14 protein-coding genes are annotated in these 13,640 nt (G+C 72.3%); 8 read left to right on the plus strand and 6 right to left on the minus strand.

What is annotated here, in order from left to right:
- Positions 1–221 precede the first annotated feature (221 nt).
- Positions 222–1,700, plus strand: coding sequence for a MocR-like transcription factor YczR (yczR, locus tag GUY60_RS22930; RefSeq protein ID WP_312866394.1), 1,479 nt, complete (start codon positions 222–224; stop codon positions 1,698–1,700).
- Between the two features lie 55 nt (positions 1,701–1,755).
- On the opposite strand, the gene GUY60_RS22935 is transcribed toward yczR, so the two are convergent.
- Positions 1,756–2,031 carry a DUF5955 family protein gene (locus tag GUY60_RS22935; protein WP_187370104.1) on the minus strand — a complete coding sequence of 92 codons (276 nt, stop codon included), beginning with the start codon at positions 2,029–2,031 and terminating at the stop codon, positions 1,756–1,758.
- A 459-nt stretch (positions 2,032–2,490) separates the two neighbouring features.
- On the opposite strand from GUY60_RS22935, the gene GUY60_RS22940 reads away from it, so the two are divergent.
- The 3 genes from GUY60_RS22940 (at position 2,491) to GUY60_RS22950 (ending at position 6,492) form a co-directional block, all read left to right on the plus strand.
- Positions 2,491–3,123 carry a nucleotidyltransferase family protein gene (locus tag GUY60_RS22940; RefSeq protein ID WP_161700817.1) on the plus strand — a complete coding sequence of 211 codons (633 nt, stop codon included), beginning with the start codon at positions 2,491–2,493 and terminating at the stop codon, positions 3,121–3,123.
- A 262-nt stretch (positions 3,124–3,385) separates the two neighbouring features.
- Positions 3,386–5,008, plus strand: coding sequence for a malate synthase A (gene aceB / locus GUY60_RS22945; RefSeq protein ID WP_161700819.1), 1,623 nt, complete (start codon positions 3,386–3,388; stop codon positions 5,006–5,008).
- A 215-nt stretch (positions 5,009–5,223) separates the two neighbouring features.
- A complete protein-coding gene (locus GUY60_RS22950) occupies positions 5,224–6,492 on the plus strand; it encodes an FAD-dependent monooxygenase (protein WP_161700821.1) in 1,269 nt (422 codons plus the stop codon).
- Between the two features lie 85 nt (positions 6,493–6,577).
- Here the strand turns inward: GUY60_RS22950 and GUY60_RS22955 are convergent, their stop codons facing one another.
- Complete coding sequence (locus GUY60_RS22955) at positions 6,578–7,141, minus strand: LppU/SCO3897 family protein (protein WP_161700823.1); 564 nt, start codon at positions 7,139–7,141, stop codon at positions 6,578–6,580.
- A gap of 158 nt (positions 7,142–7,299) precedes the next feature.
- Between GUY60_RS22955 and GUY60_RS22960 the strand changes: the two genes are divergently transcribed.
- Complete coding sequence (locus tag GUY60_RS22960) at positions 7,300–8,004, plus strand: hypothetical protein (protein ID WP_161700825.1); 705 nt, start codon at positions 7,300–7,302, stop codon at positions 8,002–8,004.
- A 41-nt stretch (positions 8,005–8,045) separates the two neighbouring features.
- On the opposite strand, the gene GUY60_RS22965 is transcribed toward GUY60_RS22960, so the two are convergent.
- The 3 genes from GUY60_RS22965 to GUY60_RS22975 all read right to left on the minus strand — a co-directional run bounded on the left by GUY60_RS22965 (position 8,046) and on the right by GUY60_RS22975 (position 9,952).
- Positions 8,046–9,125: a serine hydrolase domain-containing protein gene (locus GUY60_RS22965; protein WP_161700827.1), complete on the minus strand. Its 1,080-nt coding sequence runs from the start codon at positions 9,123–9,125 to the stop codon at positions 8,046–8,048.
- A gap of 76 nt (positions 9,126–9,201) precedes the next feature.
- Positions 9,202–9,693, minus strand: coding sequence for a Clp protease N-terminal domain-containing protein (locus GUY60_RS22970; protein ID WP_161700829.1), 492 nt, complete (start codon positions 9,691–9,693; stop codon positions 9,202–9,204).
- Entirely contained in the window at positions 9,680–9,952 is a 273-nt protein-coding gene (locus GUY60_RS22975) for a hypothetical protein (protein ID WP_161700831.1), read from the minus strand. Before GUY60_RS22975 ends, GUY60_RS22970 begins: the two co-directional genes overlap by 14 nt.
- Before the next feature lie 131 nt (positions 9,953–10,083).
- On the opposite strand from GUY60_RS22975, the gene GUY60_RS22980 reads away from it, so the two are divergent.
- The 3 genes from GUY60_RS22980 to GUY60_RS22990 all read left to right on the plus strand — a co-directional run bounded on the left by GUY60_RS22980 (position 10,084) and on the right by GUY60_RS22990 (position 12,292).
- Positions 10,084–10,506 (plus strand): acyl-CoA thioesterase, encoded by a 423-nt coding sequence (locus tag GUY60_RS22980; protein WP_161700833.1) that lies wholly within the window; start codon positions 10,084–10,086, stop codon positions 10,504–10,506.
- 200 nt (positions 10,507–10,706) lie between these two features.
- The gene (locus GUY60_RS22985; protein WP_161700835.1) at positions 10,707–11,585 is read left to right on the plus strand and encodes a bifunctional 5,10-methylenetetrahydrofolate dehydrogenase/5,10-methenyltetrahydrofolate cyclohydrolase; all 879 of its coding nucleotides are present in this window, start codon (positions 10,707–10,709) and stop codon (positions 11,583–11,585) included.
- Between the two features lie 89 nt (positions 11,586–11,674).
- Positions 11,675–12,292, plus strand: coding sequence for a TetR/AcrR family transcriptional regulator (locus tag GUY60_RS22990; protein WP_161700837.1), 618 nt, complete (start codon positions 11,675–11,677; stop codon positions 12,290–12,292).
- Here GUY60_RS22990 and GUY60_RS22995 read toward each other — a convergent pair.
- On the minus strand, positions 12,267–13,556 hold the full coding sequence (locus tag GUY60_RS22995) for an FAD-dependent oxidoreductase (RefSeq protein WP_161700839.1): 1,290 nt from the start codon (positions 13,554–13,556) through the stop codon (positions 12,267–12,269). The genes GUY60_RS22990 and GUY60_RS22995 overlap by 26 nt on opposite strands.
- Positions 13,557–13,640 lie beyond the last annotated feature (84 nt).

The following is a 13,640-nucleotide window of genomic DNA, read 5'->3' on the forward strand; positions in this document are numbered from 1 at the left end:
GCCCCCTCCGCCTCGGCCGCCTCGTACCGCCGCACCCTCTCGATCTCCGTCCGCATCAGCGCTCCTCCCCGAACTCGAACTCGAACTCGAGCCCGAACCCCGACCCACGGGACCGGACGCCCCGCTGAGCGGCGCCGATCCAAGCAGGCCACTTCGGCCTGCCGCCTCCCACTCTGTAGAGTGATTGGCCGGGACAGCAGGGCCAATCAAGGGGATTTGGCATGGCAGACATGCAAGTGGTCCGCTCCATGGACAGCACGGACACGCTCGGCAGCCGGCGTCTGGCCGGTCTGCTCACCGCCACCGCCGGGGACCGCCCCGGCTACCGTGCGCTCGCCCAGGGCGTCCGCACCCTGCTGCTAGACGGCCGCATCGCCCTGCGCACCCGGCTGCCCGCGGAACGTGAGCTGGCCACCGCGCTCGGCGTCAGCCGGGCCACGGTCACCGCGGCCTACGACCTGCTGCGTACGGACGGCTTCGCGCACAGCAGACGCGGCTCGGGCACCTGGACCGCGCTCCCCGACGGGCGGCGGCCCAGCAGCGTGGCCGCGTTCACCGACGAGGACGACGTGATCGACCTGGCGCTCGCCGCTCCGTACGCGCCGCAGGACGCGCTCCGGGCGGCGTTCGACGCGGTGAGCGGCGGACTGGCCCGGCACGCGGCGACGGCGGGCTACCACCCTTACGGGCTGCCGGAGTTGCGGGCGGCGGTGGCCCGGCGGTTCACCCGGCGCGGGCTGCCCACCCTGCCCGAGCAGATCCTGATCACCTCGGGCGCGCAGCAGGCGGTCTCGCTCACCCTGGCGGTGCTCGGCCGCCCCGGCGACCGGGTCATGGTGGAGAACCCCTCGTACGCGACGGTCCTCGACGCGGTGCGGCGGGGCGGGCTGCGGGCCGTTCCGGTGCCGGTGACGGACGAGGGCTGGGACGCGGAGGTCGCCGAGTCGGCTCTGCGGCAGACCGCGCCCCGACTGGCGTACATGGTCCCGGACTTCCACAATCCGACGGGCCATCTGATGCCCGTGGAGCAGCGCCTGCGGCTGCTCGACACGGTGCGCCGTACGGGTACCTGGATGATCGTCGACGAGACGCTCACGGACATCGCCCTCGACGTGCCCGCGCCGACGCCGTTCACGTCGCTCGCCGGGCGCGGTACGGGTGAACAGCTGGTCACCGTCGGCTCGTTGAGCAAGACCCACTGGGGCGGGCTGCGGATCGGCTGGGTGCGGGCCGGCTCGCAGATGATCACTGAACTGGCCACGCACCGGGTGCCGACGGACATCGCCACGTCGACGCTCGACCAGCTGGTGGCGGTCGAGCTGGTCGAGCGCACGGAGTCGGTGCTCGCCGAGCGGCTGCCGCTGCTGCGCGAGCAGCGGGCCGCGCTGACCGGCGCGCTGGCCGAGCAACTGCCCGAGTGGCGCTGGCAGTTGCCGCCCGGCGGGCTCTGCCTGTGGGTGGACCTGGGCGCCCCGGTCTCGTCGGCGCTCGCGACGGCGGCACTCGACCACGGCGTACGGATCGAGGGCGGCGCCCGCTTCGGCGCCGACCCGGGCACGCACCAGCACCGGTTGCGGATCCCGTACGCGCTGCCCGCCGAGGTGTGCGTGGAGGCGGTGCGCAGGCTCGCCGCGACGATGGCCGCGGGGCTGCCCACGGCGGCCCGCGAGCATGACCGCACCAGGCACTGGGTGGCCTGAGCGGCCCGATCCGGGCGGAACCCAAAAGCCGGAAGCGCCGGGCGGAACTCGCGGATCAGCGCCCCGCGGACGGCTCCCCGAACACATCGACCGCGTACCGCACATCCGTCAGCGCGCCCGCGAGCGCGCTGACGGAGCCGACCGCGCCCGCGATGAGCAGCAGCGAGCGGCGCAGCCGGGGTACCTCAGGGGTGCCGTGGGCGGCCATCGCGGCGAGCGCCGCGAGTTCGTCCTCGGCGATGCCCCGGTCCGGGAACTCGACCGGATACGCGGCCAGTTCGCGGCGCAGCCGGGACACGGCGGAGCGCAGCCGCTCCACCTCCGGGTCCATGTCGCCGCCCACCGCCGGTCGTCTCTGTCGCACACCGCGCAACACAGTTCAGCCCCCTCGCACTTCGTCGTGCGCCGTTCCTCGTGCTTGTTACGTCGCGGCCGTGAACGGCCCGCGATCCTGCCCCCTGTCCCCGCCGCGCAGGGTCGGCGGCCGGGACGCGGGCCAGTAAACGCCACGCCCCGCGCCGTACGCCACTCCCCGGACGGAACCTGACGCAATTCGAACGGCCCGCGTACGCCCCGGCGCGGAGCGAAGCGTTCCGTTCCGACCCGCGCCGCCGCCGGGGCGTTCGTAGGCTGGCCGTATGAGCGACTGCCGCAGGAGCGAAGCCGGGACGGCCCGGCCGGGTGCACGGACGGGTGAGTGGTCCGTACGGATGAGCGAGGCCCGCGTACTGACGAGTGAGGCTCCGGCACTGCCGGGCAAGGCCCCCGTGGCGACGGGTGAGGTGGCCGGATGACGCCGGACGAGGGGCCGCGGATCGCGGGGCTGCTGCTCGCCGCGGGCGGTGGGCGGCGGCTCGGCGGCCGCCCCAAGGCGCTGCTGCCGTACCGGGGCCGGCCGTTGGTCGAACACGCGGTACAGGTGCTGCGCGACGGCGGCTGCACCGAGGTGCACGTCGTCATCGGCGCGGCCGCGGAACGGGTACGGGACCAGGCCGCGCTCGACGGCTGCGTCCTGGTCGAGAACCCGCACTGGGAGGAGGGCATGGGCTCGTCACTGCGGGCCGGGCTCGACTCGCTCGCCGTCGGCGGCAGCGCGCGGGCGACCGGAGCGGACCGTGCGCCGCAGGCGGCCCTCGTCTCCCTGGTGGACCAGCCGGGGATCGGGCCGGACGCGGTGCGCCGGATCGTCGGGGCGTACACCTCTCCGGCGAGTCTGGTGTGCGCGGCGTACGAGGGGCGGCGCGGGCATCCGGTGCTGTTCGGGGCCGAGCGCTGGGCGGGGATCGCGGCGACGGCGACCGGGGACCGGGGGGCGCGCGCCTATCTGAAGGCGCATGAGAGCGAGATCACCCGGGTCGAGTGCGGAGACGTGGCCGAGGCCTGGGACATCGATACGGAGGCGGATCTGGCGCGACTTCTGTGAACCTTGAGTGACTGGCGTGGCACTCAGCGCCATGTTCTGTCGACTCAGAGAATCTCGACATCAACAAACCATTGAACTTCCACTATGAGGAAACTATTCTCCACTGGTCAGAAGTGCTCCGCGCTCCGGTGGCACCGGAAACCGGTATGTAGCCCTGACGGCACTCAGTGCCGTCCTTTGGGCTTTCCGTCTCCCGCCACCGCACCTGCGACGAGGTGCTTCGGCCGCACTCTGTAGATCCCGCTGAAGGAAGTGACAGCTCATGTCCGCACCAGCGCCGTCCCCGCTGGCCATCGTCGACGCCGAGCCCCTGCCTCGGCAGGATGAGGTTCTGACCGACGCGGCCCTCGCCTTCGTGGCGGAGCTGCACCGGCTGTTCACGCCCCGGCGTGACGAGCTCCTCACCCGCCGCGCCGAGCGCCGCGCCGAGATCGCCCGCACTTCTACTCTCGACTTCCTCCCGGAGACCGCTCGGATCCGCGAGGACAACTCCTGGCGCGTGGCCCCCGCGCCCGCGGCCCTGAATGACCGCCGCGTGGAGATCACCGGTCCCACCGACCGGAAGATGACCATCAACGCCCTGAACTCGGGTGCCAAGGTCTGGCTCGCCGACTTCGAGGACGCCTCGGCTCCCACCTGGGAGAACGTGGTCCTCGGCCAGGTCAACCTGATGGACGCGTACGCGCGCAACATCGACTTCACCGACCCGAAGTCCGGCAAGTCGTACGCCCTCAAGGACGCCGGCGAGCTCGCCACCGTCGTGATGCGCCCGCGTGGCTGGCACCTCGAGGAGCGGCACCTGAAGTTCGACGGCCGCGCCGTGCCCGGTGCCCTCGTCGACTTCGGCCTGTACTTCTTCCACAACGCCAAGCGTCTGATCGAGCTCGGCAAGGGCCCGTTCTTCTACCTGCCGAAGACCGAGTCGCACCTGGAGGCGCGCCTCTGGAACGACATCTTCGTCTTCGCGCAGGACTACGTCGGCATCCCGCAGGGCACCGTCCGCGCCACCGTCCTGATCGAGACGATCACGGCCGCGTACGAGATGGAGGAGATCCTCTACGAGCTGCGCGACCACGCCTCCGGTCTGAACGCGGGCCGCTGGGACTACCTGTTCTCCATCGTCAAGAACTTCCGTGACGGCGGCGCCAAGTTCGTCCTGCCGGACCGCAACGCGGTGACGATGACCGCTCCGTTCATGCGGGCGTACACCGAGCTGCTCGTGCGCACCTGCCACAAGCGCGGTGCGCACGCCATCGGCGGCATGGCGGCGTTCATCCCGTCGCGCCGGGACGCCGAGGTCAACAAGGTCGCGTTCGAGAAGGTCAAGAACGACAAGGACCGCGAGGCCGGCGACGGCTTCGACGGCTCCTGGGTCGCCCACCCCGACCTGGTCCCGATCGCCATGGCCTCCTTCGACGCGGTCCTCGGCGACAAGCCGAACCAGAAGGACCGGCTGCGCGAGGACGTCGACGTCAAGGCCGCCGACCTCATCGCCATCGACTCGCTGGACGCCAAGCCGACCTACCAGGGTCTGGTCGAGGCCGTGCAGGTCGGCACGCGCTACATCGAGGCGTGGCTGCGGGGCCTCGGCGCCGTCGCCATCTTCAACCTGATGGAGGACGCGGCCACCGCGGAGATCTCGCGCTCGCAGATCTGGCAGTGGATCAACGCCGAGGTCGTCTTCGAGAACGGTCAGCAGGCCACCGCCGAGCTGACCCGCAAGATCGCCGCCGAGGAGCTCGCGAAGATCCGTGCGGAGATCGGCGAGGACGCCTACCAGGCCGGGCACTGGCAGCAGGCGCACGACCTGCTGCTCCAGGTCTCGCTCGACGCCGACTACGCGGACTTCCTGACGCTGCCCGCGTACGAGCAGCTGGCCGGCTGAGTCCCGCCCGAGTCCCACCGGGGGTAGCCCCCCAGCACCACCCGTGCCCCGTGGCGCGCCTTCCGAGGCGCACCACGGGGCACGGTCGTGTCCGGGCACGTGGCCGGAACTCGTGCCCGGACGTCGATGTTCGGCCGGTCGGCCCGGCGGGCCATCTTGCTTTCGCCGTACGCCCGTTGGTGAACTGAGCCGCCGACGGAAGGACGGGCACAGTCATGGCAGGACAGCGCACGCGCGGGCTCCGGGTCGCCGTGGTCGGGGGCAGCATCGCCGGATGCGCGGCCGCGCTCGCCGCGCACCGCGCGGGTGCCGAGAACGTCACCCTCTACGAACGGGCACCGGGCCGCCTCGGCGAGCGCGGCATGGGCGTGGCCGTGCACGGCGCGCGCTACGCGGAGCTGGAGGCGGCCGGCTATCTGGACGCCGCGATGCCCTGGGTGCAGCTGCGGCACCGGCACTGGTACGTACGGGACACGGCCTGCGCGGACCCGCTGGGGCGCCGGATCGCGCGGATGGACTTTCCCTTCCGTACGTACAACTGGGGTTCCCTCTGGCACGAGTTGCGCGACCGGCTGCCCGCCGGGACGGACGTACGGTCCGGCACGCGCGTGGAGGCCGTCACGCCCGCGGAGACCGGCGCCGAGGTACGCACAGAGGCGGGCGGCGAGCGTTACGACCTGGTCGTCGGCGCGGACGGGCACCGCTCGGTGGTGCGCGGCGCCGCCTTCGCGGAGGTGCGGCCGCGCCTGGCGGGCTACCCGGCCTGGCGCGGCGCGTACCCGGTGGAGCGGCTCGCCGATCCGGAGCGCTGGCCGGTCGGCGAGTGCGCGTACGTCGTCTTCCCCGGCGGCCATCTGATCGTCTACCGGATCCCCGCGGGCCCCGGCGACCCCACGGGTTCGCGCGTCAACTGGGTGTTCTACACGGCCCCTTCGACGGGTCTCGCCCTGCCCGCGGACCCTGCTGCGACGGCCGGGTCACCGGACGAGCGCGACCGCTCCGCCGCCGACACGCTCAGCACGGCGCAGCGCGAACTGCTCGCCCGGGTCGCCGACGCCCTGCTGCCGCCGTACTGGGCCGCGCTCCTCAAGGAGACGGCACGCGACGAACTCGCCGTGCAGACGCTGTACGACTTCACCGCGCCCCGCTACACCGCGGGCCCGCTGCTGCTGCTCGGCGACGCGGCGACGGTGGCGCGGCCGCACACCGGGGCGGGCGCGGTCAAGGCGCTGCAGGACGCGTCGGCCCTGGAACGCGCCCTCTCCTCGACCCCCGACCTGCCCCGGGCGCTGCACGGCTACGACAGCGAACGCGCGCCCACCGGCCGGACCATGGTCGACCTGGGCCGCCGCCTCGGCGACGCGCTCGTGGCCCGCACCCCGGACTGGTCCGCCCTGGACCAGCGGGGTCTGGAGGCGTGGTGGCAACGGGCCGACGGTTCGGGCGCGTTCGGCGGCAAGCGGCTGGACGGGCGGCAGTCATGAGTCGCTGATGCCTGAGCCCCGCGGCTTTGCATCTCCACGGCTCCGAAAACCGCCACCACGCGCGCGTAACGCCTGTCGTGGGGCCCTACTTATTGAGCGGCGTCAGGCAGAGCGCGACGTCGGAGCGGCCGCGCGTGTACGTGATGGTGAACTTGGAGTCGCCCGCCTTGCAGGTGAGGCCGGCCGCGGTGATGCCCTCGTCCGCGACCTTGAACTCGGCGTTCTTGTCGGAGCAGCCGACCACCCGGATGTCGGGCTCCTCGTCCGTACCGAGCCGCTGCACGCACTCACCGACGTCGGCGCCGGTGGCCGAAGTGTCGTTCTTGGCCGCGTTCTTGGCGTCCTCGACCGTGTCGCCCGCGGTGGCGAACTTCCACACACCGGCGATGATCAGCGCCAGTACCACGGCGACGACCTTCACGACCGTCTGGTTGACCCCGCCGCCCCCGCGCCGCGGCGGCTGCGGCGGCGGGCCCTGGTACTGCTGCTGCGGCGGACCCTGGAAGTGCTGCTGCTGCGGTCCCCCATAGGGCTGCTGCGGGGGGTACGGGGCCTGGCCCTGCTGCTGCGGGTAGCCGTACTGCTGCGGTGGCGGCCCCTGCTGGCCGTACGGGTTGGGGTGGCCGCCCTGGGGCGGAGGCATGGACATGGAACGGTCCCCTCGTGTTCGACAGTCGTCGGCGCACTCGAATGGCGCACCCACGTAAGTTAGCCGCTCGCACCCATCTGCCGTCCGCCGGGCGGCCGTTGTCAGTGGGACGCGGCACCATGGAGGTCACAGGGGAAACGGCGGGAAGGGGCAGGCCGATGACGGGACGGCTGACCGCGGGACAGCGCCGGGTCGTGGCCGACGCGGACGAGGTGACGGGCCGGATCACCGGCTCCGAGGCGCAGTTGGCGGCGCTGGTGCGGCTCGGCCTGGCGTTCCGGCACGCGCGGCCGCCGCGGGCGCACTTCCTCACCCCGGCCGGGCACCGCGCGCGGGCCGAGCTGCTGAGCGCGGCCCCGCCCGCGACGGCACCCACCGACGACCCCGGCACCGCGGTGTTCGCGGCCCGCACCGGGGCCGAGCCGGAGCCCTTCGTGCCTGGGCCCGCACGCCGCCGCGAGGTCCACAGCGCCTGGCAGGGCCTGCTCGAACTGCGCCGGATGACCAACGCCGACGGCGCCACCGACCGCCCCTGCGCCTGGGAGCGCGGCCATCTCGCGCAGGCGGCCGCGCTCGCCCTCGAGGCCGCGGGCCGCACCCCGGCGTCCGGTGCGGGCCGTGCGGCGGCGGCCGGGTACCACGTCACGGACACCGAACAGCCGGAGGCGGTCGCGGTTCGGGTGCGGCCCGGAACCGGATCAGGACCCGGATCAGGACCCGGCGCGGGCGGGACCGCCTCCGAGGCGATACGTGCCGAACTCACCGCGTGCGCGGCCGCGTTGACGGAGGCGGGCTGGCAGGTCAGCGAGCACGGCGAGCGCGGCGGCGGCCGGATGCTGCTCGCCTCACCCCGCAGAGTCTGACCCCCCGCAGGTCTGACTGCGCAGGTCTGGCCTGGTGCCGCTCAGTGGCCGAACTTCGTGTCGAGCAGATCGGTGAAGACGCCGATGGGGTCGTCCCAACGCCCGTCGGCCCAGTCGCCGTTGACGTTGGTGGTGAGCATCCGCTCGCCGTCGCGGGCTCCGTAGGCGTAGGACCACGATCCGAAGATCGCGCCTCCCATGCCCCAGACGGTCTCCCCACGGGGCAGCTTCACCGAGGAGACGCCGAGACCGTAGGCGGCGTCGGAGATCCAGTCGCGGGTGGGGACGGTGGTGAACATGTCGCGTTGCTGGTCCGCCGGCAGTATCCGGCCACCAAGGAGGGCGCCGAAGAACCGGTTGAGGTCCGAGGCGGTGGAGATCATGCCGCCCGCCGCCCAGAACATGGACGAGTCGAGCTCGGTCGCGTCGTGCACGGGTGCGTCGGGGCCGGTCTGGAACAGCTTGGTGTAGTGCCGGGAGTGCGGCCCCTGGATCGTCGGGTCGCTGCCCTGCGGCAGGTACGTGTCCGCCAGACCGTACGGGCCGGAGATCCGCTCGGTGATCTCCTCGGCGAGTGCGCGACCGGTGGCCCGTTCGACGATCATGCCCGCGAGGACGTAGTTGGTGTTGGAGTACGCCCAGCCCGAACCCGGCTCGAACGCGGGCGGATGGGACATGGCGATCGCCACCAGCGTCTCGGGCGGGTGGGTCTCGTGACTGTTCAGGGCTTCCTGGTCATCGGTGTAGTTGAAGATCCCGCTGGTGTGATTGAGCAGCATCCTGACGGTCACTTCGGCACCGTCGTGGCCATGGCCCCGCACCGCACCGGGCAGCCGCTGTTCCACGGTGTCGTCCAGGCTCAGCCGGCCCTCCGCCGCCAACCGCAGCACGACGGTGGCCACGAACGTCTTACTGATGCTGCCGATACGGAACCGGTGCTCCCGCTCACGCTCGCCGCCGGTCCCGGTGTCGGCCACTCCCGCGGTCCCGAACCACTCCCGGTCGCCGTCACGCACCTCGGCAAGAATCCCCGGAAGGCCACCTTGCGTCACGGCTTCATGGAGCAGGACTTGGACCGCCTCGTGGCTGCCGTTGTCCGCACGAGGGGTGTGCTGGTGCATGTGGCTCTCCTCCTTGTGGGGTGTGACCCGCGTGGTCGTCAGCGGGTTGCGGTGGTCACCGGTCCTGGGCCTGGCCCTAGGCCTGGTCCCGGTCCTGGTCCTGACCGTTGAGCAACTGGCGTACGCGGTCCGTCAGTTCGGCCTGATCGATACCGGCCAGGGCGAGCGCACGCGGCACGGTGCCGATGTCCGCCTGCAGGATCCCGAGCAGCACATGCGTCGACCGCAGGTCCTTCTTGCGGGCGGTGGCGAAGCTCCGGTCGAGGGCGAGCCTGGCGGACGCGCCCAGCTTGGGCTGCTGGGCGGCGCGGCTCGGACCGGGAAGGTCATAGGTCGCCGCGGACACCCCCACCACGCTGAGGCTGTGCTCGAACTCCCGGTCCAGGGCCTCGCGGACGGTGTCGCGGTCGAGCCCGGCCGAGGCCAGGACCTGCTGTGCGGTGGACCCCTCGTCGGCGGCGAGCGACAGCAGGAGATGGTGCGCGTCGATCGTCGCCGAACCGTCGTCCTGGGCTTCGTCCATCGCCCGGACGATGACGGCGTGCAGGTACTTGTCAAACGCGCTCATCGCCGCGCCTCCTCAACTTGACTCCCGCGGCGATGAGCCGCTTGGCGTGCTTCTTGTGGACGGCCTGACGGGTGACCCCGAGCGCCTCGGAGACCTGCGGCCAGGTCCATCCCGACCGCATGGCCTGCTCGACAGCGGAGTCCTCCAGCTGATCGGCGAGGCGCCGCAACGCCACGACGGCCGCCAGGGCGTCGGCGGGCTCAGAGGGCTCGGAGCGCTCGGAGGGTTCAGGGGGCGGGGAATTATTGCCGTCGGACATGCAAGCAACCGTAGTTGACTAATCGGGATAGTCAACCCTGGTTGCTAATGACCCGGCGCGGTTGGGCATGATGGCGACGTACCTCCGAGACACCCGTACCGCTGAGAGAGCTGAGAGAAGTGAGGAAGTCCGTGACTGAAGCGTTCTCCGTACCCGTGACCGTCCGTGGCTACGAGACGGACGTGCAGGGGCACTTGAACCAGGCGGTGTACCTCCAGTACGCGGAGCACGCCCGCTGGTCACTGCTCAAGGCCGCCGGGATCGAGCAGAACGACCTGGTGGACAAGGGCATCGGCCCCGTCGTCCTGGAGACCACGATCCGCTACCGGCGCGAGCTGCTCGCCGGTGACGAGGTGACCGTGGACTGCGTCTTCCACTGGGGCGAGGGCAGGACGTTCCGGATCGAGCAGACCATCCGCAAGGCGGACGGCACGGTCTCGGCGGAGGTCTCCGGGGTCGGCGGTCTCCTTGACCTCAAGGTGCGCAAGCTGGTCGCCGAGCCGCAGGAGTTCTTCCGTACCCTCGCGGACCGGCCGGAGCTGTTCGGCCTGTGAAGCCGACGGACCGGGGGCCCGGGGCCACCGCGGCCTCGTCTACCCTGGACGCGGGCCGTGACTGGCGCTGAGGTGGAGTACCACCGGGGAGCGGCCCGACGGTCTCCGTCGGCGTACGCCACTCCTGGAACACCGGGGGGTACGCGGCCGCGCGCCTGGGCGAATCCGCAGCAGATGCCGACGACGCCCGGGAGCACCCGATGACCGCACAGCCCACCACCGAGAACCGCACCGCCCAGCTCATGGACGGCAGCGCCGTCGCGCGCCGGATCGTGGAGCGCACCGCCGCCCGCTCCGCCGCCCTGGTCGAGAGCGCCGGGGTCACGCCGTGCCTCGCGACCGTCCTGGTCGGCGAGGACCCCGCGTCGGTGACGTACGTGAAGATGAAGCGGAACCGCTGTGCGAAGGCCGGGATCCTCTCCCGGCACGTGCCGCTGCCCGCCACGACGACGACCGAGGAACTGGTCGCCACCCTCACCGAGCTGTCCGCCGACCCCACGGTGCACGGCATCCTGCTGCAGCACCCGGTGGGCCCGCACATCGACGAGCGGGCCGCGTTCGAGGCCATCGCGCCCGAGAAGGACGTCGACGGTGTGACCATGCGGTCCTTCGCCGCGATGGGCTTCGCCCTGCCCGGCTTCGCGTCCTGCACACCGGGCGGCATCATGCGGCTGCTCGACGCGTACGACGTGGACCCGACCGGCAAGCGCGCGGTGGTCGTGGGCCGCAGCGCGATCCTCGGCAAGCCGGTCGGCATGATGCTGCTCGCCCGGGACGCGACGGTCACGTACTGCCACTCGCGTACGCGTGAGCTGTCGTCGCTCGTGCGGGAGGCGGACATCCTCGTCGCGGCGGTCGGGCGGCCGGAGTTCATCAGGGGCGCGGACATCAAGCCGGGCGCGGTCGTGATCGACGCGGGCTACAACGAGGGGAACGTCGGCGACGTGGAGTTCGCGGCCGCCGCCGAGCGCGCGAGCCTGATCACGCCCGTGCCGGGCGGTGTCGGGCCCATGACGATCGCGGTGCTCCTGGAGCAGACCCTCGACGCGGCCGAGCGGCTGTCGGGCACCTCCGCCTGAGTCGCACCTCCGCCCGAGTCCGTTCCGCTCCCCCGGTGTACGGTCGGTTCCGGCCTGGAACCGCCCGTACGCAGGGGAGACGAACGACGATGAGCCCGCGCCGGGCCCCCGGTTCAGGGGAGCCGACCTTCACCGAGCGGGCCCGCCGCGAGCAGCTCGTCGCGTGCACCATCGACCTGATCGCGAGCCGTGGCTACCCGGCGACCTCGCTCGCCGCGGTCGCCGGTGAGGCCGGTCTGTCGAAGGCCGCCGTGCTCTACCACTTCAGGTCCAAGGACAACCTGACGCGGGCCGCGTTCACGCATGTCGTCGAGCGGTTCGCGGCGTACGTGCACGAGCGCGTGGCAGCGGCACCGGACCCCCGGGCCGCGGTGGTCGCGTATGTGCGGGCGATGGTCGGCTACCAGCAGGCGCACCGCAACCATGTCCGGGTGATCACCGAGACGCTGCTCGACGACGCGGGCGGTACGCGGCTCAAGACGCCCGGCGGGCACGACACCGGGGGCCGCGTCGACGCCCTCGCCGAGCTGCTCGCCTCGGGTCAACAGGCCGGTGTGTTCCGGGAGTTCGCGCCGCACACGGTCGCCCTCGCGGTGGGCGGCGCCATCGACGGGGTGGTCGCGGCCTGGCTCACGCACCCCGAGCTCGACCTGGACGCGGCCGCCGACGAGCTGGTCGAGTTCACGCTGCGGGCCGTCGACCGCTGACCGGTGCGGCGGGGGCGCGGCGCGCGAACTGCGGCGCGTGTTCCGGTCGTACGCCCATACCGCCGACGTACGCGCCGATGCCCTGCAGCAGCGGGAAGCGGCGGGTCAGGCGCATCGGCAGCGGGACCCTGTCGAGGGTGCCGTCGAGGGCTGGGCGGATCAGCAGGTCGTGCTCGGCGAGCTGCGACTTCTGGGTCACGGCCATGGGCAGCGCGCGCCGCTTCTGCACCCGCGCGAGGTCGGCCTCCTGGACCCGGCCATGGAGCAGCGGGCCGGCGAGGAGACGGGCCGTGGCGACCGCGTCCTGCACGGCGAGGTTGACGCCGACGCCGCCGACCGGGGACATGGTGTGCGCGGCGTCGCCGATGCAGAGCAGGCCGTCGGTGTACCAGCGCGGCAGCCGCCCCATGGTCACGTCGAGCATCTTCACGTCGTCCCAGGAGGCGATGGCGGCGGTGGTCTCCGCGCCCCAGCCGAAGAGGAGGCCGAGCCGTTCGCGCAGCACACTCACGTCCTGGCGGCGCAGCTCGGCGTCGGTGCCCTTCTTGATGAGGTAGGAGGTCTGGAACCAGTCGCCGCGGTCCATGGTGACGGCGACCTGTCCGTCCCCGAAGTACCCGAGGACCCGGCCGCTGTGCGCGCTGTCCGGCGCCGGGGCGGGGACGCGAACCTGCCATACGTCCATGGGCACTTCGTACGGATTCTGCCGCAGGCCCGCCGCGCGGGCGACCACCGAGCCGCGCCCGTCGCAGGCCACGACGAGGTCGGCGGCGAGTTCGCCCGCGGTGCCGTGCTCGTCGGTGAGGCGGACCCCGGTGACGCGGCCGTCGGAGAGCGTGGTCAGACCGGTGACTGCGGTGGAGCGGCGCAGCGTGAACGTGGGTTCCGCGGCGGCCGCTTCGGCGAGCAGGTCGAGGAAGTCCCACTGCGGGACCATCGCGATGTACTTGTGCGGGGTCCGGCCGGGCATCCGCCGGAAGTCCGCGAGGGTGACCGTGCTGGTGCCGATCCGGATCCGCATCTCGTCGAGCCGTCCGGCGGGCAGGGCGGCGAAGCGCGCGCCGAGGCCGAGTTCGTCGAGCAGCCGGAGCGTCGAGGGGTGGACGGTGTCGCCGCGGAAGTCGCGCAGGAAGTCCCGGTGCTTCTCCAGGACGGTCACGCGCACCCCGGCACGGGCGAGCAGCAGGCCGAGCATCATGCCCGCCGGTCCACCGCCGACGATGCAGCAGGTCGTACGTTCCTGGGTCTCACCGGAATGGGCCATGGCAGTACCTCCGCAGCTGGGCTGACCGACTGGACAGCAATCTAACCGATCGGTCAGTCGAGGTACGCGGGACCCTCCCCACCC

Source organism: Streptomyces boluensis, assembly GCF_009908195.1.
GTDB lineage: Bacteria > Actinomycetota > Actinomycetes > Streptomycetales > Streptomycetaceae > Streptomyces > Streptomyces boluensis.